Source organism: Blautia sp. SC05B48 (assembly GCF_005848555.1).
In the GTDB taxonomy this organism is placed as follows: domain Bacteria; phylum Bacillota; class Clostridia; order Lachnospirales; family Lachnospiraceae; genus Blautia_A.
Map to the genome: position 1 here is coordinate 1,495,279 of NZ_CP040518.1, position 24,789 is coordinate 1,520,067.

Here is a 24,789-nt window from a genome sequence, read left to right on the forward strand (position 1 = left end):
CCCGGGCAGAGCAGTTACCGGACTTTTACAATTGAATAAGAAGTCTAGGAGGAAATGAATTTGGAACTGTTTTTAGCAACAAAAACCGGAACTCCTATTATCGGACAGATCGCGTCTGTGATGGGATGGATCATGGATGGCATATATAAGATGCTTGACGGCCTGTTCGGAATCCAGAACATTGGTCTTTGTATCATTATCTTCAGTATTCTTATCTTTGCCTTTATGACACCGCTGCAGATCAAGCAGCAGAAATTCTCCAAGTTAAGTGCGATCATGCAGCCCGAGATCCAGAAGATCCAGAAGAAATATCAGGGTAAAAAGGATCAGGACTCCATGATGAAAATGAACGAAGAAACCCAGGCTGTTTATCAGAAATATGGTGTTTCTCCAACCGGTAGCTGTGTACAGTTAGCCATTCAGATGCCTATTCTGTTTGCTCTGTATCAGGTTATCTACCGGATTCCTGCTTACGTTGGAAGTGTAAAGAACATTTTTACTGGTGTAGTTGACAACCTGGTAGCTGTAAACGGATACACAGATATCCTGCAGCAGTTTATCACAGACCATTCCATGACACGAGTACGTCTCGTTATGGACAGTGCCGGAAATGCTACAAGTAACTCTATTGTTGATTTTCTGTATGCACTTTCTCCTTCCCAGTGGAAAGAGCTGGCACAGATGGATCAGTTTTCAGGATTTTCTGATGCGATCGCAAAAACATCCGGCAATATTTCCAAGATGCAGGGCTTCTGTGGCCTGAATATCGCAGACCAGCCGCTGTATTATATCATGGAATTCTTCAAAAATCATGGTTCTCTGTTACTTGCAATCGTAGCACTTCTGATCCCGGTTCTTGCATGGGCAACTCAGATGCTGAACCTGAAGCTTATGCCACAGGCTGCAACACAGCCGGCAGACGGAAATGATCAGGCCGGCGCAATGGCAAACTCCATGAAAACCATGAACATGGTCATGCCTCTGATGTCTGCATTCTTCTGTTTCACATTCCCGGTTGGTCTTGGTATCTACTGGATCGCCAGTGCTGTCGTTCGAAGTGCCCAGCAGTTTGCGATCAATCGTCATCTTGATAAGATGAACATTGATGATCTGGTTAATGAGAATATGAAGAAGATCGAAGCGAAGCGTGCGAAGGAAGGACTTCCGCCGCAGAAGATCACCAATCAGGCTCATCAGTCCGCCAAGAATATCAATAAACCTGTGATCAATAAGGGTAACAGCGGAAACAACGGTGCTTCAGACAGAGCACAGAAGGTTGATACTGCTTATGAGAAGGCAAGAAGTGCAAAACCGGGCAGCATCACAGCCAAAGCAAATCTCGTAAGAGACTTTGATGAGAGAAATAAGAAGAAATAATCAGGAACGGAGGGGTTCGTAATGGAGGATTACATTCAGTTTTCAGCAAAAACAAAGAATGAAGCTATCACAAAAGCGTGTCTTGAGCTTGGAACTTCCAGTGACCAGCTTGATATTCAGGTTATCAGTGAAGGCAGCTCCGGATTCTTCGGAATCGGCAGCAAACCTGCCGTGATCAAAGTTCGCAGAATCGAGCCAGTTTCTGATATGCAGGAGATCGATGAACTGGTAGAGTCCGTGAAACTGGACGCTATCAAAGAAGAGAAGAAATTAGAAAAGCCTTTTACTCCGAATGTAAAGAAAGAATCTGCACCGAAAGCAGCTCCTGCAGAGGAGAAGAAGCCGGTGAAGAAAGAAGCTATACAGGTGGAGAAGGCATCCGAAGAAGCACCTGCAAAGGCAGCAGCACCAAAGGAAAGACCTGCAAGGGATTTCCAGGGCAAAGCAAAGCCTGCACGTGAGAAACAGCCAAGAGCTCCAAAGGAGCGTCAGCCGAAGGAAACACGTGAGAGAGCACTGAAGCAGGGCAGACCGGTAGAGATCCTCAGCGATCCGGAGAAGATCAGAGAGGTTGAGGAGAGAGCAGTCGTATTTCTTCGTGATGTATTCGGCTCCATGGATCTTGGAGAAGTGGAGATCACATCGAAATATAACACTGCAGACGGTTCTCTGGATGTGGATTTTGAAGGTGAGGATATGGGTATCCTCATCGGAAAAAGAGGCCAGACACTGGATTCTCTTCAGTATCTGACAAGCCTTGTGGTAAACAAAGGCGAGTCTACCTACATTCGTGTAAAACTCGATACCGAGGACTACAGACGCCGTCGTAAGGAAACTCTGGAGAACCTTGCAAGAGGAATCGCCTTCAAGGTAAAGAAAACCAGAAAACCGGTAGTTCTGGAACCGATGAATCCGTACGAAAGAAGGATCATCCATGCATCTCTGCAGGGCAACCGCTATGTAGAGACAGTCAGTGAGGGAGAAGAACCTTACAGACATGTAGTAGTAAAACTGAAACGCAATAATTGATGATCCACCGGTAAAGCTGTAAGCCGTATCCCGGAGCGTAAGCTCCGAGGGTACGGCTTTTTTTAGCAGATATGCTCAGATGTGCAATTCATCTCACCACCTGAAGAGGTGGGAGAATTCTTGCTACATTTGTTAAAAATTATCATTGCAATCTCCGCAACAATTCTTTATAATCATTGAAGAGCAAATAATAAAAGATATTTCTGCAGCGGAAATCCGGAACGCAGAGATTAGAGCGTGTTTGAAAAAGCATTCCCGCAATCTGCACGCCCCACTTTGCGGTATATTTTGCCCGAATTCAGTTGCCGTAGCCCGCTACGGCGCCTTCATCCGGACAAAATCTCCCACAAATTGTGACGCACATCTTGCAGAAAGCCTTTTTCAAACACGCTCTAGCATTATAAATATGGAAACTGACAGAAGATGTTATTCTAGGTGAAAGCGTGAATAACACGTGTTTTTTGCGTGTAAAAAGCTTTTCCGGAGTAACATTTTTGCGTTTAAGCGTTTAACCGGATGCTTTTATCTGCTGGACCAGGATAAACGGTATGGCAGCTATCAGCTGCAGTGTTATATAGCGGATGCTTTTATCCGTTTGATAAAGGAGAATGAAAAATGGAAGAGACAACGATTGCTGCGATTTCCACAGCCATGAGCGCATCGGGAATCGGGATCGTCAGGATCAGTGGCCCGGAGGCTTTTGAGATCGCATCCGGAGTATACCGTTCCAAGGGTGGAAAAAAATCTCTGAAAAACGTTCCAAGCCACACCATTCATTATGGATATATTTATGATAACGAAGAAATGGTAGACGAAGTGCTGGTCATGGCCATGCGTGGACCACGGACATACACAGGAGAAGATACCATAGAAATCGACTGCCACGGCGGCGTTTTAGCCATGAAAAAGGTACTTGAAACTGTGCTGAAAAACGGAGCCATTATTGCCGAGCCGGGAGAATTTACCAAGCGTGCATTTTTCAATGGAAGGATCGATCTTTCCCAGGCGGAGGCCGTTATGGATGTGATACAGTCCAAAAACGAGTACTCATTAAAGAATTCTGTAGGACAATTAAAAGGTTCAGTCCGAAAAACAGTACAGAATATCAGGGAAAAACTACTGTACCATATAGCGTACATCGAATCGGCATTAGACGATCCGGAGCACTATGATCTGACAGGATATTCGGAAGAATTAGAACAGATCGTGGCAGAAGAAAAAGAAAAAATACAGAACCTGTTAAAAACAGCCGGGGACGGGAAGATCATACAGGAAGGTATCCGGACCGTGATCCTGGGAAAGCCGAACGCAGGGAAATCTTCTCTGCTGAACCTGCTTCTGGGAGAAGACAGAGCCATCGTGACCGATATCGCAGGAACCACCAGAGATGTACTGGAAGAGTATATCAACCTGCATGGGATCACATTAAAGATCGCTGACACAGCCGGAATCCGCCAGACAGAAGATATCGTAGAGAAAATCGGCGTATCCAAAGCCAAAGAAATGGCAGCAGACGCAGACCTGATCCTCTATGTCGTAGATTCCTCCGTGCCGTTGGATGAAAACGACGAAGAAATCATAAAAATTTTGCAAGAGAAAAAGACAATTGTCCTCTACAGTAAGACAGACCTTGAATCTGCTATAGATATAGAGGATTTAAAGAGCAGAATAAACCAGCCGGTGATCCCAATCTCCGCAAAAGAAGAAACCGGGATCACAGACCTGGAAGAAAAAATCCGGGAAATGTTCTTCAGTGGGGAGATTGACTTCAATGATGAAGTCTATATCACTAATGAACGCCACAGACAGGAGCTTTTAAAAGCGCAGGAAAGTCTTTCTCTGGTAGAAAATAGCATAGAAAGCGGAATGCCGGAGGATTTTTATTCCATAGACCTGACAGATGCATACGAAAGTCTGGGACGGATTCTGGGAGAATCACTTGGGGAAGACCTTGTTAATGAGATATTTTCTAAATTTTGTATGGGAAAATAATAAGCGCATAGGCTGCGGAGGCCCCGGCTGTATAGCCGCATAGACTGCGGAACTCTGGCCGTATATGGCACATGGATTGCGGAATTCCGGCCGTATAACCGCATGTATTGCGAAAGCTCGGTTGTGTATGCCACATGGACTGCGGAACCCCGCAGAGGGTAGGATCACATTGGAATGTGAGAAAACCGCAAAGGGGCGCAAGGCCGCGCCCCTCTGCACACCCCTGGGCCTTTTTTTATATAGTGCGGCGGTTGAGGAATGCTGAAAGATACTAACTTATGTCTGTATGCTTCTGTATCGACAATTCAACACTGAGCCGAAATATATCAAACGGAAGCAGGAATAACCCCGCAGATGTGCATCGCACATCGAGAACCTCGTTACAGTTCCATCACAACAATCGGCACAACGTTCCACATCCAACACCGAAGCATACAGACAAAGTCAACACCGCACCCCACACCACAACCCAAGAACTCAAAACTCCCTCGGCACAACGTTCCGCATCCAACACCGAAGCATACAGACAAAAGTCAACACCGCACCCCACACCACAACCCAAGAACTCAAAACTCCCTCGGCACAACGTTCCACATCCAATACCGAAGCATACAGACAAAAGTCAACACCGTATCACACACCACAACCCAAGAACTCAAAACCCCTTCGGCACAACGTTCCACATCCAATACCGAAGCATACAGACAAAAGTCAACACCGTATCACACACCACAACCCAAGAACTCTTAAAAAAAAGCCCGAGGGGTGTGCAGAGGGGCCGTGGCTTTACGGCCCCTTTGCGGTTTTTCCACAGCTTCCCAAAGCAAAAAAACCAGGCCCTCTGCCAAGAAAATAAAAACAAAACCAAAACCCAATCACACAATAAACAAAGAAAAAAAATAAGAAAAAAATAAAGGAGAAAAAGCATGAAAAATCTGGAACAGTTTTTCGACATCATAGTAGTAGGCGCCGGCCACGCAGGCTGCGAAGCATCACTGGCATGCGCCCGCTTAGGACTCAACACAGTCATGTTCACAGTCAGCGTAGACAGCATCGCCCTTATGCCCTGCAATCCCAACGTAGGCGGCAGCTCCAAAGGGCATCTCGTCCGCGAGCTGGATGCTCTCGGTGGAGAAATGGGTAAAAATATAGACAAAACCTTCATCCAGTCCAAAATGCTCAACCAGTCCAAAGGCCCTGCAGTCCATTCCCTTCGTGCACAGGCCGATAAACAGGCCTACAGCACACAAATGAGAAAGACACTGGAAAATACAGAGAACTTAACCATCCGCCAGGGCGAAGTGACCGAGCTTCTGGTAGAAGACGGGCACATCACCGGTGTAAAAACCTTCTCAGGAGCCACCTACCACGCAAAAGCTGTAGTCCTCTGTACAGGAACCTACCTCAAGGCCCGCTGCATTTACGGTGACGTCAGCAACTATACGGGACCGAACGGCCTTCAGGCAGCCAATTACCTTACGGATTCCCTGAAAAAACTGGGGATCGAAATGTTCCGCTTCAAAACAGGAACTCCGGCCAGAATCGCCGGAAACACCATTGATTATTCTAAGATGGAAGAGCAGTTCGGCGATGAAAGAGTCGTACCGTTCTCTTTTTCCACAGACCCGGAAGCTGTACAGATCGAGCAGAAATCCTGCTGGCTGACCTATACAAATGAAAAAACACACGAGATCATCCGTGCAAATCTGGACAGATCCCCCCTTTATTCCGGAATGATCGAAGGAACCGGACCACGTTACTGTCCGTCCATTGAGGATAAAGTAGTTCGTTTTGCAGACAAAAAACGCCATCAGGTATTTATTGAACCGGAAGGTCTTTACACAAATGAAATGTACATCGGCGGAATGTCCAGCTCCCTGCCGGAGGATGTTCAGTACGAGATGTACCATTCTGTACCAGGTCTGGAGAATGCCAAGATTGTAAAAAATGCTTACGCTATTGAGTATGACTGCATCAATCCGCGCCAGCTTTATCCCACACTGGAATTCAAAAAGATCAAGGGCCTTTTCAGCGGCGGACAGTTTAACGGGAGCTCCGGATATGAGGAAGCAGCCGCTCAGGGCCTCATAGCGGGAATTAATGCGGCTATGGAGGTAAAAGGCCGGGAACAGCTGATTTTGGACCGCTCAGAGGCATATATCGGCGTTCTCATCGATGATCTGGTAACAAAGGAGAACCATGAGCCATATCGAATGATGACAAGCCGTGCTGAGTACCGTCTGCTTCTCCGACAGGACAACGCAGATCTCCGCCTTCGCAAAAAAGGCTGGGAGGTCGGCCTGATCGATGATGAGACATACCATAAATTACAGGAAAAAGAGCGCCGGATCCAGGAAGAGATCGAGAGAGTGGAACATGCAACCGTAGGTGGTTCTGCAGAGGTACAGAGCCTTCTGGAATCTCTGAACAGTACCCTTCTGAAATCCGGAACCACCATTGCAGAGCTGATCCGTCGGCCGGAGCTTAACTATAAGGTGCTTGCACCTATCGATAAAGAAAGACCGGAGCTTCCGGAAGATGTATGTGAGCAGGTAGAGATCAACATCAAATATGATGGCTATATCCGCCGCCAGATGAAGCAGGTAGAGCAGTTTAAGAAACTGGAGCAGAAAAAGCTTCCGGAAGACATTGATTACGAAGATGTAGGAAGCCTCCGCATTGAGGCACGCCAGAAGCTGGAAGCCTACAGACCTGTGTCCATCGGCCAGGCGTCCCGTATCTCCGGTGTATCCCCGGCTGACATTTCCGTGCTTCTTGTATATCTGGAAAGCAGATCCGGACACAAATACTGATAATACAAAGAATAACAGCAACTATTCAGAAGGCAGGCGTTTTGGCACGTTTTTTTGCCAAAATCCCGAGACATATAAGGCAAAATGATATCACCGAAGGTGATTTGGAATGCATTTTGACTCGTAACTGTGAGGGTACTGAACAGTTATGAATAACAATAAAACACAGAAAATAAGAGAGGAAGCTGCATGTACAATTTAGAAATCCTGGAAAAAGGCTGCGAGGAGCTTGGGATCACACTCAGTGACACGCAGAAAAACCAGTTTATCCGATTCTACGAATATCTTGTAGAAAAAAACAAAGTCATGAACCTCACCGGTATCACAGAATTTGACGAGGTTCTCGTGAAACATTTCCTGGACAGCCTCTGCTGCGTCAAGGCTGTAGATATGAGCAATGTAAAAACCGTTATGGACATCGGAACCGGTGCCGGATTCCCGGGTGTTCCCCTGAAGATCGCCTTCCCGGAAGTGGAAGCCTGCCTTCTGGACTCCCTCAATAAAAGAGTAAAATTCCTGGAAGAAACCTTTGCGCTCCTGGGCCTGGAGGGGATTTCCGCCATTCATGGAAGAGCCGAAGAATATGCAAAAAACAAAGCCTACAGAGAAAAATATGATCTTTGCGTATCCAGAGCAGTATCCGGACTTGCAACCCTGTCTGAATATTGTCTCCCGTATGTAAAAGTCGGAGGGCTTTTTGTCTCCTATAAATCCGGTTCTGTAAAGGAAGAAGCAGAAGCAGCAGAGAAAGCAGTAAAGATCCTTGGTGGAAAGATCAGGGATATTCAGTACTTTGACCTTCCGGGCTCCGAGATCGGCCGCTCCCTGGTCATTATCGAGAAGGTAAAGAACACCCCAGGCAAATATCCGAGAAAAGCCGGAACACCGCTCAGAGAGCCACTGGCATAAGATACCTCCTGTCGAACAAAGTCAAAATCTGTCCGACAGGAGATTTTTTTGTCCGGGAGTTTCACAAAATTATCACAAATTTATCCTACTTTTATCACAAATTACTTTTACACTATAATCCGATAGAGATGCCCCTGGATTCCCCCATTCTCTGTTTCATCCGGGGGCATTTTCTATTGGTATTGAAAAGACGCCAGAGTCAAGGGCTTCAGTTTCAGGACCTTTTGCCTCTGGCATCTTATAAAATGGGAAATCGATAATTAAAAAAAGTATTTCCCTGAGAATAAAAGGAGGAGAGTAAAGTGATCGAAGTAAGTAATCTGGTCAAAAAGTATGGTGATCATACTGCAGTTGACCATCTTTCCTTTCAGATCGAAAAGGGGAAAATTTACGGATTCCTGGGCCCCAACGGTGCAGGAAAATCAACAACTATGAACATGATCACAGGATACATTGCTTCCACAGAAGGAAAAGTGATGATCGATGGTCATGATATTCTGGAGGAACCGGAGGCAGCCAAGAAATGTATCGGCTATCTGCCGGAAATGCCGCCGCTCTATTTTGACATGACTGTTCTTGAGTACATGAAATTTGCGGCTGATCTGAAAAAAATCCCAAGAAACCAAAAAGACAAGCAGATAAAAGAAGTCATGGATATGGTAAAGATCACAGACATGAAAGACCGTCTGATCAAAAACCTTTCCAAAGGTTATCGCCAGAGAGTGGGTCTTGCACAGGCGATCCTGGGATATCCTGAAGTGATCATCCTGGATGAGCCGACAGTAGGACTTGACCCGAAGCAGATCATCGAGATCCGTGACCTGATCAAAGGCCTGAAGCAGAAGCACACGGTTATCCTAAGCTCCCATATCCTTTCCGAGGTAAGAGCAGTGTGTGATTATGTTCTGATCATTTCCCATGGAAAGCTGGTAGCCAGCGATACACCGGATAATCTGGAACGTCTGGCAGCAGGCTCCAACAGCCTCCTTATGAAGGTAAAAGGCGAGAAAGACACGATTCGAAAAGCTCTGGAAACGATCGAAGGCGTAACCGGGGTGGAAATGTCCTATGACAGCGATGAGAAATTGTGGAAAACAAAACTTTCCATTCAGGAAAATGTGGATATCCGTGAAAAAGTCTTCTACGCTATGGCAAAAGCGAACTGTCCGATCTACGAGATGCAGGTTAAGAGAGTTTCCCTTGAGGATGTATTCCTTGAACTTACCGAAGGAGAGAAAAAATCCGCCGGAAAACCGGAAAGCTCACAGTGGAAACCGGTAGAAGACAGATCATCGGAAGAAGAAAAAACTCAGGAAGAAAAAAACGGGGAACCAGAGAAGGCTTCTGATGAGAAAGAGGGGGATCAGTCATGACAGCGATTTTTAAAAGAGAACTGAAAAGCTATCTGACCTCCATGGTTGGATATCTCTTCATATTTTTTGTCCTGGTGCTGACGGGAATTTATTTTTCCGCATATCAGCTTTCAGGCGGCTATTCAAAATTTGAAACTACCTTAAGCGCACTGACCTTTGTGTTCCTGATCGGTGTGCCGATCCTTTCCATGCGTGTACTTGCAGAAGAGCGCAAGCAGAAAACGGATCAGCTTCTTCTGACCGCACCGGTATCTGTATGGGATATCGTATTTGGAAAATATCTTGCACTGGTAGCTGTGTTTGCCATTCCGGTCGTGATCATGTGCGTTTATCCTTTGATTATGAGTAAGTTCGGAACGATTTCCTATGCTTCCGCATACACCGGAATCCTGGGATTTTTCCTTCTGGGATGCGCGAATCTGGCGATCGGTGTATTTATGTCAGCACTTACAGAAAGCCAGGTAATTGCAGCAGTACTTACGTTTGTATTCCTGTTCGCCTTCTATATGATGAACGGAATTTCCTCATTCTTTTCACAGACCTCCATGTCAACCGCAGTGGCATTCGGACTTCTGATCGTGGCGATCGCGATCATCATTTATACTATGATCAAAAATGTCCTGATCTCTGTAGTGATCGGAGCTGTGGGAGAGATTGCCCTTGTGATCGTATACGTTGTAAAATCCAGTATTTTCCAGGGTGGTATCCAGAAGGTACTGAACGTATTTAACCTGAGCGGACATTATGATAATTTTACAAACGGCGTGTTTGACGTGACAGGAATCGTTTATTTTATTTCTGTTATTGCGATCTGCCTGTTCCTTACCATGCAGTCCATTCAGAAGAGACGCTGGAACTAGGGGGTGAATGGAAATGAAATTCAGTGAGAAATTTAAGAAAAATAAAGGCGAGGCAGCCGTACCGGAGACCGCACAGGACTCCGGCAAAAAGAAACATAAACCGGATCCGAAAAAGCTGGTAGGCACCATCAGCAAAAAACATATCAAAAATGGTTCCTACAGCATGGCTATGGCAGCTGTCTTTATCGTGATCGTGGTTGTGATCAATATGATCGTCGGGGCGATCCCATCCAAATATTCACAGCTGGATGTAAGCTCATCCAAGCTTTACACCATCGGTGATGAAACAAAGAAGGTACTGAAGGCACTGGATAAGGATGTTACCATTTATCAGATCGCGGCAAGCGGTTCTGAGGACGACACGATCTCCAATCTGCTTTCACGTTATAAAGATGAGTCCAAGCATATTAAAGTTGAGGTGAAAGACCCTGTTGTAAATCCGAAATTTGCATCAGAATATACAACCGATGATCTTGCGTCAAACAGCCTGATCGTAGTCTGCGGCGACAGAAACAAGGTTATCAATTACAACGATATGTATTCCTCTTCAGTAGACTATAATACCTGGCAGCAGACTACTACCGGATTTGATGGAGAAGGACAGATCACAAGTGCGATCGGTTATGTAACATCCGAGGATCTTCCGATCATGTATACCTTATCCGGACACGGAGAAAAAGATCTGGATTCCAGCTTTAAAGAAGATATCCAGAAAGCAAACATTGATATCAAGGAGCTGAACCTTCTCACAGAGGGAAAGGTTCCGGATGATGCAGACTGTCTGATGATCGTATCTCCGACCAGCGATATTTCCGAGGAAGAAAAAACAGAACTCCTGGATTATCTGGAGGCAGGCGGAAAAGCTATGATCTTCTCGGATTATACACAGGATGATCTGCCGAACTTTGATGCGGTTCTTGAAAACTATGGTGTAAAGTGTGCAGAGGGAATCGTATTTGAGGGTGATAATCAGCATTATGGAATGCAAATGCCATATTATCTTGTACCAACAGTCAACAGCACAGATGCAAGCTCTGAGACAGCTTCTGCAGGCTCCTATGTACTGGCACCGTATGCGCAGGGCATTCAGAAAACAGATGATGTAAGAGATACCGTAACCATCGACAGTATCCTGACAACCTCTGACAAGGCTTACTCCAAAGCAAATATGCAGAGCAGCAATATCGAAAAGGAAGACGGAGATGTAGATGGACCGTTTGATCTTGGTGTTGCCATCACTGAGAAACTGGATGATGACAAAGAAACACAGATTGTTTACTATTCCACGGCAAATCTGATGGAGAGCCAGGTAAACCAGATGGTATCCGGCGGAAATGAAAAGCTCCTTCTGGAGTCCTTAAACTGGATGACCAGCACAGACGACAGTAATTCCGTTTCTATTCCATCCAAGAGCCTTGAGTCCACAAGCCTGACAGTAACCGATTATGATGCAGCCTTCTGGAAGATCTGTACCATTGGTCTGATCCCGGGAGTGTTCCTTGTTGCAGGATTCCTGATCTGGCTTAAGAGGAGAAAAGCATAATGAAAAAATCGACCAAACTTGTTTCAGCAGTTGTTGTTCTGGCAGTTCTCGGCGGCGTTTATGTGGGACTGAACACCTACGTATCCAAAGAAGAAAAGACAGAGAGCAGCGAAGAGGAAAGCAAAACAGAAGTGTTTTCCGTGAAAACGGATGACATTAAATCCTTGGAATTTATCGTAGACAAGAAGGAAGTGACCTTTGAGAAAAAAGATGATTCCTGGGTGAAAAAGGATGAGACTGCTTTTCCTGTAAATCAGACAACTCTGGATTCCGCAGCTTCCGCCATCAAAAAGGTGGAAGCGGACAGAGTCCTGGAGGATGTGGAGGATCTTACGGAATACGGACTGGATTCTCCATCTAACACAGTAACCGTTGATACCGCTGATGGGACAACGAAGCTCAACATCGGAGATGAGAATACGTCTACGAATCAGTATTACATTTCCAGGGCTGATGATGACAGCACGGTATATGTAGTGGCAGCGGACACAGTATCTCCGTTTATGAATTCCCTTTACGATTATGCACAGGGAGAAGATTTCCCGACAATTGATTCTTCCACAGTGAAAAAGGTCCAGGTCAGCGAGGATAAAGATTCCTATGTCCTGGAAGAAAATTCCGACGGAGCTACCTGGGATGTTTCCGGTGACGGAAGCAGCGATAAAGAGTCTGCCGATACAACGGCAGCAGGAAACGTAACCTCCGGACTTGGAAGCTTTGCATTTGACCAGTTTGTAAACTACAATGCAGAGGATCTTTCCCAGTATGGCCTTGATAAGCCCTATGCGACGATTACAGTGGATTATCAGGAAGAGGTGGAGGATGACAGCACAGACAGTACAGAATCCGGGGAAAACGATTCTACGGCCTCTGAGAGCGATTCTGAGAACAGTGACACTACAGACACGGACAGCAGCTCAGAAGATGAAGACAGCAAGACAACCACAGTGGATAAACAGCTAGTCATTTACGTCGGTGATGAGGCAGGAGATGGCAGCAGATATGTAACGGTAGATAATAAACAGATTTATACAATGTCAACAGATACACTGAGTGCAGTTATTGACAAGACGCCGTCAGATCTCTGGTCACTGATCGTCAATTATCTGTCTGTAAAAAATCTGGATCAGCTCCAGGTTACCTACGGTGAAACAACAAATACTGTAAATGTTTCACGTGAAACATTTACAGATGAAGACGGAAACGAGAAAGAAACAACAACTTATCAGCTGGATGGGGAGGAAATAGAAAGTACCACCTTTACCACCTTCTACAACAAGCTGATAAACATGGCAGGACAGAAGAGACTGACAGAGGCTTATACACCGGCTGCAGACCCGGAGATGACCGCTGTATTCACAGACTCTGACAAGAATCAGACAACCGTTACCTTCTACACATATGACACAAACTATTATGCAGCTGTCGTTGGAGACAAGGTATTTCTTGTAAACAAAATGACAGTAAAAGAAATGTTCAATGCATATGAAACCATGGTAAACGGTGAAACAGAGACAGAAGCCACAGCAACACCAACAGCTGAGGCGGAAAAATAAAATATTAAAAAAATAAATAAAAACACCTCGGAGATCCGCAAATAATAAGGTGATCTCCGAATATCCGCTTGATGATCAGATATTCGGAGACACCACATAGATCAGGATTTCCCGGGGTGTTTTTATGTTGCTATTATTTTACGGTCCTTACAGAAGAATAAGGTCCGTATATTTTTTACCGTTTGTGATGCGGTATGCACGGATACGGTATTTGGTTGCGGTGCCTGGCTTTTAATCGGTGTAGGTTGTATTTTTGGTATTGCCGTTTCCGTCCAGAAAAACATAGGTGATAGCAGATGAAGACATAAAAAAACTGTACAGAAGCTCATCTGAGCAACTGTACAGTTTTACTTTTTCTATATCTAACAGAAGGTTCGGGGGAGCTTCTGTCAGTAACTAAGTATTATGCAAGACCTCTTTCTTCCAGCCAGTCGAAGAAAACGATTTTTCCTGTTTTCTTTCTCTTAGTCATGTGATTGAACTGAAGGATCGTCAGGATTGTGAAGATCACTAACAGTGCAACCATTACAATAATGGAAGTGGTAATGGTTCGGCCACCGCTGATCGTTGCACGGAATGCATCGACCGTGTAAGTAAACGGAACGTATGCATGGATCTTTGCAACGAATGAAGGTGAAACCTCAACCGGATACGTTCCGGCAGATCCTGCAAGCTGAACGACCATGAATACCAGCATCAGGAAGCTTCCTACCTTACCAAGAGTAATGTTGAAGAAGTACATGATAGAGGTAAAGGTCATTGATGTCAGGCAGGCGAAGAGTACGGTTTTGCCCATCTCTGCAGGTGTGAATCCGTTAAATGCATGTAACAGCATGATCAGGCAGATTCCCTGAAGGATAGCTACCGGATAAAGGACGGAAGCCTTGCTTGCCCACCATGCGAAACCGGATTTCAGTTTGCCCTTATACTGAGCCAGAGGATACATCAGGCAGAATGCCAGCGCGCCGACCCAGAGGCCTACAGACATCATGTAAGGCGCCATTGCGTGTCCGTTATTCGGGACATCGGTAAGCTTTGTTTCATCGTTTACAACAGGAGTTGCGAACATTTTGATCGTTTCATCACTTGCTGAATTATCTTTTACAGTGGTAGCTCCATCGCTGAGGCTTGTGGTCAGTGTCTTGGAACCGTCTTTCAGTTCTTTCATACCGCTTCCAAGCTTCTTGGAGCCATCATACAGCTGAGAGGAACCGCTCTGAATCTGGGCAGCGCCATCTGCAAGCTGTTTTGCACCATTGTTAAGTGTGCTGTTGTTGCTTACAAGTTTCTCGGTACCGCTGAGAAGTGTTGAGGTACCGTTTGCTAATGTTTTAGTTCCGTTTGCAAGCGTAGCAGCACCGCTGGAAAGCGTCTTGGCTCCTGTTGAGAGCTTTTTGGTACCGCCTGTAAGAGCGGAACTATTTTCGGAAAGTTTTGCAACACCATCGGTGTAGGTTGTGATTCCGGTTGTCAGTGTTCCGGAACCATCGGCTAATGCTTTTGTTCCGTCTGCAAGAGTAGCAGCACCGCTGGAAAGAGCCTTGGCTCCTGTTGCCAGTTTCTTGGTGCCGTCTGTAAGAGCAGCACTGTTTTCAGAAAGCTTTGCAATACCATTGGTGTAAGTTGCGATTCCAGTTGTCAGTGCCTTAGAACCATCTGCCAGCTGACCTGCACCGGATTTGATATCCGGAAGTGCGTTAGTGATCTGTTTGCCGGCTGCTTTCAGATTCTTTGTACCGTCGTTGAGTTTTTTATCATAAGATGTCAGTTGGTCAAATCCATCGTTCAGAGCTCTGATTCCCGCTGCAGCAGTCGGGAAGGCTTCGGCTGTGCCGTCTTCCAGAGACTGAAGTCCTGCGGAAACATTCTTGGTTCCTGCGTTTACAGCCTGTGCACCCTGGTACAGCTGTGTAACACCTGCAGAAAGCTGAGCAATCAGATCTGTAGGAAGCTGATTTGTAGCTGCGGATAACTGCTCTGCACCTGCATTCATGGTTGTTGCGCCTGCACTCATCTGGTTTGCACCATCTGTCATGGCTGTTGCACCCTCAGAAAGTGTACCGGCACCCTGAGTCAGTCCTCCGGAGATCTGAGTCAGTCCGGAAGCTGCTTCGTTAAGTTTGGAGGCAACAGCATTCAGGTTTTCCTGAGTAGAAGAGAGCTGACCGGATACACCAGCTGCAAGCTGTGAAACCTGATCAGAATAGCTGCTCATGTAAGAACCGTCCACGCCAGTCATTCCACCGGCTGTGCTGTTTAAAGCGTTGATCACATCATTCAGAGCTGCTGCGGAAATGGTTCCGTCCTCAGAAGCGGTTGCCTGAATTGCCTGAAGCTGTGCTGCTAAATCGGTCATTGTCTGTCCGGCAGTACCAATCTTGGTATTTGCCTCAGTAAGTGCTTCAGTTGTTTGCTGTCCATATCCTGTAAGGATGCTGCTGACCTGATCACCCACCTGTGAAAACTGTGTGCCTGCATTCTGGAGAGCTGGGATCAGACTGTCTGTGATACTGCTGCTGGTCTGGCTTGTGATGCCTGCGGCCTGAGTGATATATCCGGCCGCATTGTTGATTCCGTCTGCTGCATTGTTCATGCCAGCTGCGGCACTGTTCATACCAGCTGCGGCTGTGTCCATACCATTCTTTGCGGAAGTAAGGCCGGCTGCAAGCTTGTTGATGGATTCCTGTGTTGTTCCCTCTTTCAGAGCAGAAACTTTATCATTCAGGGTTTTCAGTCCGTCTTCCAACTGCTGTGTTCCAGATATCAGTGACTGTGAGTCATCGGTTCCTTTGGTAACACCGGTATTCAGCTGAGAGATACCATTGGAAACGGTTGTGAGTCCGTTTTCAAGTGGGGCAAGCTTTTTTGCACCGGCTGCGAGTTTGCCAGCACCAGCCACATAGGTGGCAGTTCCATCTGCAAGAGTGTCAGCACCAGCTACATACTGTGTTGCTCCGTCGGAAAGAGTATCAATACCTGCACTTAATGCATTTGCACCGGATTCCAGGCTGCTTGCGCCGGATTTCAATGTATCAGAATTTTTATTAAGCTCATCCACACCAGCGGTGTACTGCTGAATACCTTCATCCAGAGTATCTACACCGGTTGTCAGCTCAGGAACCTTTTCTGTCAGAGCTGCAACACCGCTGTTCAGCTGGTTTGCACCGGATTCCAGGCTGCTTGCGCCGGATTTCAATGCATCAGAATTTTTATTAAGCTCATCCACACCAGCGGTGTACTGCTGAACACCTTTATCCAGAGTATCCACACCGGTTGTCAGCTCAGGAACCTTTTCTGTGAGGGTTGCAACGCCGCTGTTCAGCTGCCCTGCACCATCGTTCAGGCTCTTTGCGCCATCGTTAACCTTTGCAACACCATCGGTGTAGGTCTTAAGACCTTCTGTGAGACTGTCAGCACCGCTTACAAAGGTAAGAGTGCTGGTAGAAAGCTTTTTCAGGTTCTTGGTGATCGTTGTATTACCATCAGCTGCTGTATTCAGTCCGTCTTCGATCTTTCCGGATCCGTCTGCAGCTTCCTGCATTCCGTCACCTGCTTCTGAGATAGAATCAAAAACGGTTTCTGTATAGGTTTCTGTAACCTTGGAAGCGATGTTATCGCGAAGCTTCAGCATTGCTGTCTCACTGAGCTTGGAGGCGATATAGTTGGTTCCCGGGTTAGTCTCGTAGGACAGTTCCATTTGTTTTGGATCGTCATCCATTACAGTGGCTGCATTTGCGGAGAAATTTTCCGGAATTTTGATAACCATGTAATAGGTTCCATTGGCCAGACCGTCCTCTGCTGTCTTGCTGTCTACAATGTTAAATGCCATTGAGTCGTTGTCTTTCAGCTCATCCGCCATGTCCTTACCTATGCTCAAGGTCTTGCCATTATACTCGACAGGTTTGTCTTCGTTTACCACGGCCACTGGCAGGCTGTCTACGTTTCCGTAAGGATCCCACATGGATTTCAGAAACAGACCTGCATAGATGATCGGGATTACGATAATGGCGATTACGACGATAAGCATGAGCTTGTTACGAAGTAAGCTTTTCCATTCGTTTTTGATCATATTACCTATCCCTTTCTTATTAAATTGTATTATCAAACATAGTTGATTAATCAAACTTTATTCCAGTAATGGTAACAAAATCTATTAATCATATTAAAATCTATTAATAGCTTTGCACTCCATTATCAAACAAAGTGTTGATTTTCTTTACGTGATGTATTATACTAAACACATACCACAGATACAACCATTAAAAATTTACTGAATGTATATTAATAGACGAAAATAATGGAAGTGTCTATTACAAATAAAAAACTGCATAATAGACAAAAAGTATTTTATTTACTTTGAATTTATGTGCAGTTGGTAATATTAAATGCAGACAGGATTCCTCTGTTTCAACTAAATTGCGCAGCAGATTTCTGGTATCATGCAGATCAGTGTAGAGAAAGAGAATGCTTTTGCTCGTTTGAAGGATGCACATTGTATGACAGTTGCAGAGTATCGTAAGTAATAGGTGATGGAGGAAACAGACTTGCTTTTTTGAATTGCAGGGGGGATTAAGATGGCGGAAAAAGTTGACAGAAGAGTACGTAAGACCAAGGCACAGTTGCGAGCGGGGCTTGCCCGTCTTATGCAGAAGAAGAGTATTAAGGAAATTACGGTAAAGGAACTGGTAGAAGAAGTTGATATCAACCGCTCCACATTTTATCTTCACTATACAGATATCTATCAGATGCTGGAATCCATAGAGGCTGAACTGATGGAGGAAATCACGCATTTGGTGGCAGACTATCCTCTGGATCCTCTTAATAATAAGGAGAGCTCGTATCCTTTTATTGAGCAGATATTTACGATCCTGGATCATAATAAGGATATTTGTATCGCACTTCTTGGAAAGAATGGAGATATGGCTTTCGTGAATCGTATAGAAAAACTGATCGCAGATACAGTGCTGCATCGCTTGTCAGTTCGTCTTCCGAAAGACAACCGTGATATTGAGTATGCGTATGCGTTTTGTCTGAACGGATGCGTGGGAATGATCAAGACATGGTTGTCTTCTGAGAATCAGGAGAGTACACAGCATATGGCAGAGTTGACACATAAGCTGATCGATAATACAACACACATGTATCTGGAGCAGGCACTTATAGCAACTCCATAAATTACTGCAAACAATCCAGTTCATCATAGCGTGAAATCCTGCGTCAGATATCTTTGCCGTACGTCAGCACGCCTGCAGGTATCTTCCTTGTCCTTCACACTCTGCTGAACTATCTTGATTGTATTATTTTATGGAATTGCTATAGATAAGAGAAATGTCCGGATGTATGAGGTGAGTCTGGTAAAAATAAAGAGTATTGTTTCACGTTTGTTTGAGAGAAAATTCATGTTTCACGTGAAACAGTACTCTTTTTTTATTGGCTTTTTGCTGGTTTATAGCATCTCCACAAATTACTGCATGAAGCTCAACGGCTCCGAACATGAACAATGTTCTTTTGATGTGTTGATTTCCCAAATTACTATAGAGAAAATTTGTCTTTGTTGCCGGATCATAAGCTGTTTTTACAGGAAAATAGATACCTGTTCCAGGAAATGTTCCGGATCTTCCAGATGAGGAAGATGCCTGGTTTCCGAGATCACAGCGGTTTCAATGGAAGAATTCAGCTTCTGGTATTCCTCTGCGATAAGAGAAGCTGAAGCTTCTTTTTCTCCGGAAATAATATAGATGCATGCATCGGAAGATTCTACGGCATTATTAATGCTGATATTCAGGTATTTGCCAATGTAGCTGGAATACAGATATTTGGCGTTGGAACCGCCCTTGTGAGCGGATTCATAATAGGTGTCTACCAGTGTATCTGTTACATGGAAGGGATTGTAGAAAAGCTTTTCCATAAACAGACTGCTGATGGATTCGCGGGAAGCTACCATATGGTAGATCAGAGTTCCGAAAATCGGAAGCTCGATAAAATACTTAAAGAGCTTGTTGTCTTTACAAGGTGCCTGCTTCAGGGAACTGAAGCTTGGTGGATTGACCAGCATGATCTTGCGGAAATAGTCGGAATTGTTACGGTAAGCCATGATCGCAAAAGAACCTGAGAAACCACTGGCAATAACATCGGTTTCTTCGCGAATCACATTCTTGGCAAAATCACAGAGTAACTGAGCAAATACAAAATTGGTATAAGTAATATCCGGTTTTTCGGAACGTCCACATCCAAGAAGATCAATGGTGTAAACTGTATGTTCGGTTGCGAGCTGCTTCTCTACGGCATTCCATTCATAACCGGAAGCACCTGGCATGATATCGTGAATAAGAAGAACAGGGGTGCCATGTCCCTGTTTTGTATAAAAAATCTTTCCAAAACGCCAGTCATAGGTTTTGCTATGTGGCTGTTCCAACATGTCTTTAAGCTGAGATGTGGCATCTATGAAACGGTTAGCAATATGAATAACACCTGCGGCAGTTCCGACTAAAGCTGCAAGAGTAAGTAGTCTGTGTCCATTTTTCTTCATAAAAAGCCTCCTGGAATTCGTAAAAATAATCAAGACAGATGTAACGTAATTCAGGTATCTGATCTGATTTTTTCTGAATATTTCTTTGCTTTATTATACGACAGGAACGAAAAATTTACAATGCTTTTGTAGGAACCCTAACCTTGTTATTGTTTGCTGGCTACTGTTCGCTCCGTTCTCAGTAACACGCTCCGCGATGCACAGAATTTATGCTGATCGCGTAAATTGGCGCGGTATGTCTTGGATTTTCTGTGATCTTCACTCACAAAAAACACCTCGCCGGACATTACCAGTTAACAGTAACGTTTGCTGATACTACTGCCCATTCTGTTCTTGACAATGACCGCCAAGGTGCTGTCGTTCTGTCTTTAGCAACACATTTCGTAATGCAAAGAATTTAAGTTAATCGCATAAATTGGCGCGGTATGGTCTCAGGCTTTCTGCGACCGTTGTTTACAAAAAAACTTACGGAATATTGTAACGATCGCTAAGTTGCTGTTTGGTTTGTTTTCAGTAATACGCTTCGCAATGTAAAGAATCTAAGTTAATCGCATAAATTGTCGAGGGGTATGGTCTTGGGCTTCCTGCGACCTTCGTTCACAAAAGCCACTTTGCGGGATATTACGATATTACCAGTGAACAGTGGCATCGCCAATACGCTTCATGATACATAGAAATCAGATTTTGAACCGAATTAAGTAAGTCCCCTGCTTCAATTGCGAAGAGCAATAAGCAGAGGACGGGGACTTGCTTGTATCAAAAGGAGTGAAAGTTCCTTCTGATAAACTGCGAAGTAGTTATTTGGTTATGAGTAAGTTGCGAAGCGGATGCTTTTATCCGCTTGAATAACTGCGCATCGCATCCTATAGCAATCCTCTAAAATAATGCATCTTAATCCAGCCCATCAGAATGTGAAATCTTGCGTCAGATATCTTTGCCGTGCGTCAGCACGCCCGCAGATACCTTCATTGTCATTCGCGCTCTGCTGAACTGTCTTAAATGCATTATTTACGAGGATTGCTACAGTTACTTCAGTGATGAGTTAGACACGCAAATTTTATAAAAAATATATGGAACAAATGTTTACTTAAATGATTTTATACTTCAGTAAAATACCAAGTGTTTCACGTGAAACATTGGACTTGTTATCCGCCAGACCTGGAGTCATACAGGATTGCCGAGGATAATGTTGATAAGAGTTTTGTTCAGCATTAGTGTACGGTTCCATGGATTGAGAATGACTCCCTCAATAGACGGTTCCTGCAATGCAGAAGCAAAAATCTTATCAATATCTGCAGTAAATGTGGACATGATCTTGTCACTGCCTTTTAATTCTTCGTCGAAGCTGGTGAATGCAGCCCACCATTGCTTTCCATCATTGGTTTTGATCGCGTGGAGAGAAATTTTACCATCACCTTTTGGAGGTTCTATGGCAATGATCAGCTGCGCCTGCTCCTTCATTCTGCGGCGGATTACTGTGAGAGCATAAGCAAGCATTTCTTCGCTTGTTTCTTTTTGGAGTGCTGCGATGGCAGTTTCAATCTTTTCATTGCCATTTAAAGTCTTGTCTAATTGTTCTTTATAGAAATCGTTGCGATTATTTGTGGTGTTCATGTATAAAATATTCCTTTCGATCAGATGATAAATTACAAGTGGTCAGTACACTAGCCGCAAACTGCGGGGAGTTTGCGAATACTTTCTTTATGGATTATAGCATTTCAAGGGAAAATGAAGCAAGAGAAGAAGCGTTTTTAAATGAATCAAGTAAGTCTTCTGTTACTATAGCAATCTTCTAAAATAATGCATCTTAATCCAGCCCATCAGAGGATGAAATCCTGCGTCAGATATCTTTGCCGTGCGTCAGTACGCCTGCAGATATCTTCCTTGCCTTTCGCATTCTGCTGAACTGTCTTAAATGCATTATTTACGAGGATTGCTATAGTACAGCGAATATTAAGTAATCGCCAACCGCCATATTGAATTGTCTGATTTTCCATCTGCTGCGTTGTCGTCGGTCACCGTAGTCACCGCTATGCCTCATTCCTCTGCCTTGTAGATGAAGAAATCATCCTGCGTCAATATAGCAGAAACTTAATTTTCGCTGTACTATTCACTGGCAACATTTCGCGAGGTGTTTTTTGTGAGTGAAGGTCACAGAAAACCCGAGACATACTGCGCGAATTTAGGCGATCAGAATAAATTCTGCGCAGCGCGAAGCGTGTTGCTGAGAACGGAGTAAATAGTAACGGTCTCCTGATTCAATTGTGAAAAGCAATAAGCAGCGGGTGAGGACTTGCTTGTATCAGGAGAAGTATTGCCCCCTACTGATAAATTGCAAAGTAGTTATTTGGTGTAGAACTGTGTAGCGAATGCTTTTATCTGATTGATCCAAAGTTGGGTAGATATGTTTGTGTGCTTGAAGGTAAGCTGCCAGATACGATTATCAGTATTTTCTGTGAGTTCCGGTCAGATGCTTTTATGCACTGTACCACTGTACGAGAAATTAACAAGTTAAGCGAATATAGTAAAAAGATATATTTATATGAAAAAAACGGAGAGTAAGGCAGAAAATAAGATGGACTTTGTAGGGGGATATAAGAGTAAGGATAAAATAAAGAGAAGGAAGAGACTGTTTCTGCGAAGAACACACCATGATAATAAAATGACTACAAAAATGATTAAAATACAAATGATAAGTACAATAAAAGGTACTTTATGAAAGAAAATACTGGAGAATAAATAGAAGTAATAGGATATTTGCAAAATAAAAAAACGATAAAGTACAAATTATAGTACTTTAATTAAAAGAGCACAATAAAATGTACTTTATACAAAAATACATAAAAAACCTGCGAAATATAGAAATGTGCACCTGCACACATACGCTAAAAAGAAAAATATCATAGTATGATAAAAACAAAATATAGATCTGCCTCTGCTTTAAACATGTAAAATGATGATTGATCGAATAAAGGAAGTCGTCTGCTTCGATTATGAAAAACAATAAGCTTTGGGTGGGAAATTACCTGTACTATTTCTGACAAACTGTAAAAAACTCTTCGGTGTAAAACTATGCACCGAATGCAGATGTTTTTATCCGCATGACTGAGATAAAGGGAAGACAAGGCAGCACTTTTTCGGCGTGACTTAGCAGAAAAAGCTTATTAGGTGAAATTATTTTATGCCAGTTTCGTACCAGAATCTTGTTCAGATACATTTGATATTGGATATTACAAAATGAAACTATGCTTGAAAAAACCTTCATTTAACATGTACATAACGAATATATAACAGGATTGGAAGAAAAATGAAAGAAATACGTAAATCTTTTGTAAATATAATAAAATAAACAAAAATCGAAAATTTAAGTTTCATAATATTATATTTCTGGTTGAAAGATACATGCATTTCACACTATGAAAAACACTCTAAAAATATATGTTTCCATTTACTATATATAGATGCTTTGGGGGAATATAAAGATAATTGACACATTATTTTGTGGATGGATTTTCTTGTACTTTTTACATACTTTTGTGATACAGATAATACCAGAGATCATATATCAGAGTTTTTTTTGATATTTCTCGTTGGTTTTATAACGTATTCGTAATTGTTCAGTATTTTTGAAGTTACAAGTCAAATCACATATTTGAGTGATTTTGTTGATGGCATTTTTATTTTTAACCAGATCAAGTAAGGCCTCTGCTTCAATTAAGAATATCTATTTGATAATCTGTTTTTTTATGTTTCACGTGAAACATTAAGAGGTATCTTAAAAATAGAGAGATATAATCCCATCTTTTACAATTGCAGAAATAAAAACAGCTGTAAGTCTGGTATCTATGTCTTTATGGTAACTTTAATATAGTTTTTAACCGGATCAAGTAAGCTCCCTGCTTCAATTGCAAAAAGCAATAAGCAGTGGGTATGACTTGCTATAGGCGTTTTATGGTAGCGTTGATATAGTTTTTAACCGAATCAGGAGATGCCCTGCTTCAATTGCAAAAAGCAATAAGCAGTGGGCGTGACTTGCTATAGGCGTTTTATGGTAGCGTTGATATAGTTTTTTAACTGAATCAGGAGATCTCTTGCCTCAATTGCAAAAAGCAATAAGCAGTGGGTATGACTTGCTATAGGCGTTTTACGGTAGCGTTGATATAGTTTTTTAACTGAATCAGGAGGTCCCCTGCCTCAATTACAAAACGCAATAAGCAGTGGGTGTGACTTGCTATAGGTGTTTTACGGTAGCGATGATATAGTTTTTTATTGAATCAGGAGATCCTCTGCCTTAATTGCAAAACGCAATAAGTAGCGGTTGGGTACTTGCTTAAGGAAGAGAACAAGTAAGTTCTGGTAAATTACAGAGAAGTTATTCAGTGTAGAGCTGCGAAGCAACTGCGGATTGCGAATGTTTGTTTGACTCGAATCAGGAAATTATCTGATTTTCTGATTCCATTGAAGGAATCGATAAGCAGTGATCGAGGAATTGCTTTTTATCAGGGTAGGGAAGTTTGTAGTATTCCTGATAAATCGCGAAGCAGTTATTCATTGTAGAATTGCGAAGGTATCTGAGAATGTTTTTATTCGCTTGACATTCTATAGCAATTCCATAAATTAATGCAAACAATCCAGTTCATCACAGTGTGAAATCCTGCGTCAAATATCTTTGCTGTGCCTGGTACAGCGAATATTAAGTAACCGCCATATTGACTCTGATTTTTCATCTGCTGCGTTGTCGTTAATCGTCGTAGCTACCGCTACGCCTCATTCTTCCGTCTTGCAGATGAAGAAATCATCCTGCGTCA

14 protein-coding genes and 2 pseudogenes are annotated in these 24,789 nt (G+C 43.7%); 12 read left to right on the top strand and 4 right to left on the bottom strand.

The window, feature by feature from the left end; all coding sequences use genetic code 11:
• Positions 1-60: 60 nt before the first annotated feature.
• Entirely contained in the window at positions 61-1,377 is a 1,317-nt protein-coding gene (yidC, locus tag EYS05_RS06835; protein ID WP_330575584.1) for a membrane protein insertase YidC, read from the top strand.
• A 21-nt stretch (positions 1,378-1,398) separates the two neighbouring features.
• Positions 1,399-2,406 carry an RNA-binding cell elongation regulator Jag/EloR gene (jag, locus tag EYS05_RS06840; RefSeq protein ID WP_138276869.1) on the top strand — a complete coding sequence of 336 codons (1,008 nt, stop codon included), beginning with the start codon at positions 1,399-1,401 and terminating at the stop codon, positions 2,404-2,406.
• Between the two features lie 142 nt (positions 2,407-2,548).
• On the opposite strand, the pseudogene EYS05_RS18005 reads toward jag, so the two are convergent.
• Positions 2,549-2,770, bottom strand: a pseudogene (locus EYS05_RS18005) (DUF6783 domain-containing protein).
• Between EYS05_RS18005 and EYS05_RS18010 the strand changes: the two are divergent.
• The 8 genes and pseudogenes from EYS05_RS18010 to EYS05_RS06880 form a co-directional block, all read left to right on the top strand.
• Positions 2,708-2,845, top strand: a pseudogene (locus EYS05_RS18010) (DUF6783 domain-containing protein); the annotation flags it as partial. The pseudogenes EYS05_RS18005 and EYS05_RS18010 overlap by 63 nt on opposite strands.
• 176 nt (positions 2,846-3,021) lie before the next feature.
• On the top strand, positions 3,022-4,398 hold the full coding sequence (gene mnmE / locus EYS05_RS06850; RefSeq protein ID WP_138276870.1) for a tRNA uridine-5-carboxymethylaminomethyl(34) synthesis GTPase MnmE: 1,377 nt from the start codon (positions 3,022-3,024) through the stop codon (positions 4,396-4,398).
• Positions 4,399-5,324: 926 nt separating this feature from the next.
• Positions 5,325-7,211: a tRNA uridine-5-carboxymethylaminomethyl(34) synthesis enzyme MnmG gene (mnmG, locus tag EYS05_RS06855; RefSeq protein ID WP_138276871.1), complete on the top strand. Its 1,887-nt coding sequence runs from the start codon at positions 5,325-5,327 to the stop codon at positions 7,209-7,211.
• 189 nt (positions 7,212-7,400) lie between these two features.
• On the top strand, positions 7,401-8,120 hold the full coding sequence (gene rsmG / locus EYS05_RS06860) for a 16S rRNA (guanine(527)-N(7))-methyltransferase RsmG (protein WP_138276872.1): 720 nt from the start codon (positions 7,401-7,403) through the stop codon (positions 8,118-8,120).
• A 302-nt stretch (positions 8,121-8,422) separates the two neighbouring features.
• Positions 8,423-9,493: an ABC transporter ATP-binding protein gene (locus tag EYS05_RS06865; protein WP_021651032.1), complete on the top strand. Its 1,071-nt coding sequence runs from the start codon at positions 8,423-8,425 to the stop codon at positions 9,491-9,493.
• On the top strand, positions 9,490-10,353 hold the full coding sequence (locus EYS05_RS06870; protein ID WP_022426692.1) for an ABC transporter permease: 864 nt from the start codon (positions 9,490-9,492) through the stop codon (positions 10,351-10,353). Before EYS05_RS06865 ends, EYS05_RS06870 begins: the two co-directional genes overlap by 4 nt.
• Before the next feature lie 13 nt (positions 10,354-10,366).
• The gene (locus EYS05_RS06875; RefSeq protein ID WP_138276873.1) at positions 10,367-11,896 is read left to right on the top strand and encodes a GldG family protein; all 1,530 of its coding nucleotides are present in this window, start codon (positions 10,367-10,369) and stop codon (positions 11,894-11,896) included.
• Positions 11,896-13,452, top strand: a complete 1,557-nt coding sequence (locus EYS05_RS06880; protein ID WP_138276874.1) for a DUF4340 domain-containing protein — start codon at positions 11,896-11,898, stop codon at positions 13,450-13,452. The genes EYS05_RS06875 and EYS05_RS06880 overlap by 1 nt, the downstream gene beginning before the upstream one ends.
• Positions 13,453-13,855: 403 nt before the next feature.
• Here EYS05_RS06880 and EYS05_RS06885 read toward each other — a convergent pair whose 3' ends face one another.
• Positions 13,856-17,521: a YhgE/Pip domain-containing protein gene (locus EYS05_RS06885; RefSeq protein WP_138276875.1), complete on the bottom strand. Its 3,666-nt coding sequence runs from the start codon at positions 17,519-17,521 to the stop codon at positions 13,856-13,858.
• A gap of 505 nt (positions 17,522-18,026) precedes the next feature.
• On the opposite strand from EYS05_RS06885, the gene EYS05_RS06890 reads away from it, so the two are divergent.
• Positions 18,027-18,626, top strand: coding sequence for a TetR-like C-terminal domain-containing protein (locus EYS05_RS06890; protein WP_138276876.1), 600 nt, complete (start codon positions 18,027-18,029; stop codon positions 18,624-18,626).
• Between the two features lie 401 nt (positions 18,627-19,027).
• On the opposite strand, the gene EYS05_RS06895 is transcribed toward EYS05_RS06890, so the two are convergent.
• Together EYS05_RS06895 and EYS05_RS06900 are read right to left on the bottom strand one after the other, a co-directional pair.
• Entirely contained in the window at positions 19,028-19,981 is a 954-nt protein-coding gene (locus tag EYS05_RS06895) for an alpha/beta fold hydrolase (protein WP_138276877.1), read from the bottom strand.
• A gap of 1,164 nt (positions 19,982-21,145) precedes the next feature.
• On the bottom strand, positions 21,146-21,595 hold the full coding sequence (locus EYS05_RS06900; RefSeq protein WP_138276878.1) for an SseB family protein: 450 nt from the start codon (positions 21,593-21,595) through the stop codon (positions 21,146-21,148).
• Between the two features lie 928 nt (positions 21,596-22,523).
• Between EYS05_RS06900 and EYS05_RS17355 the strand changes: the two genes are divergently transcribed.
• Positions 22,524-22,700, top strand: coding sequence for a hypothetical protein (locus tag EYS05_RS17355; protein ID WP_158293314.1), 177 nt, complete (start codon positions 22,524-22,526; stop codon positions 22,698-22,700).
• Positions 22,701-24,789 lie beyond the last annotated feature (2,089 nt).

Coding starts and splice junctions, on each gene's coding strand:
- jag (WP_138276869.1), top strand. CDS start 1,399: ATGGAGGATTACATTCAGTTTTCAGCAAAAACAAAGAATGAAGCTATC.
- mnmE (WP_138276870.1), top strand. CDS start 3,022: ATGGAAGAGACAACGATTGCTGCGATTTCCACAGCCATGAGCGCATCG.
- mnmG (WP_138276871.1), top strand. CDS start 5,325: ATGAAAAATCTGGAACAGTTTTTCGACATCATAGTAGTAGGCGCCGGC.
- rsmG (WP_138276872.1), top strand. CDS start 7,401: ATGTACAATTTAGAAATCCTGGAAAAAGGCTGCGAGGAGCTTGGGATC.
- EYS05_RS06870 (WP_022426692.1), top strand. CDS start 9,490: ATGACAGCGATTTTTAAAAGAGAACTGAAAAGCTATCTGACCTCCATG.
- EYS05_RS06875 (WP_138276873.1), top strand. CDS start 10,367: ATGAAATTCAGTGAGAAATTTAAGAAAAATAAAGGCGAGGCAGCCGTA.
- EYS05_RS06880 (WP_138276874.1), top strand. CDS start 11,896: ATGAAAAAATCGACCAAACTTGTTTCAGCAGTTGTTGTTCTGGCAGTT.
- EYS05_RS06885 (WP_138276875.1), bottom strand. CDS start 17,521: ATGATCAAAAACGAATGGAAAAGCTTACTTCGTAACAAGCTCATGCTT.
- EYS05_RS06890 (WP_138276876.1), top strand. CDS start 18,027: ATGGCGGAAAAAGTTGACAGAAGAGTACGTAAGACCAAGGCACAGTTG.
- EYS05_RS06895 (WP_138276877.1), bottom strand. CDS start 19,981: ATGAAGAAAAATGGACACAGACTACTTACTCTTGCAGCTTTAGTCGGA.
- EYS05_RS06900 (WP_138276878.1), bottom strand. CDS start 21,595: ATGAACACCACAAATAATCGCAACGATTTCTATAAAGAACAATTAGAC.
- EYS05_RS17355 (WP_158293314.1), top strand. CDS start 22,524: ATGAAAAAAACGGAGAGTAAGGCAGAAAATAAGATGGACTTTGTAGGG.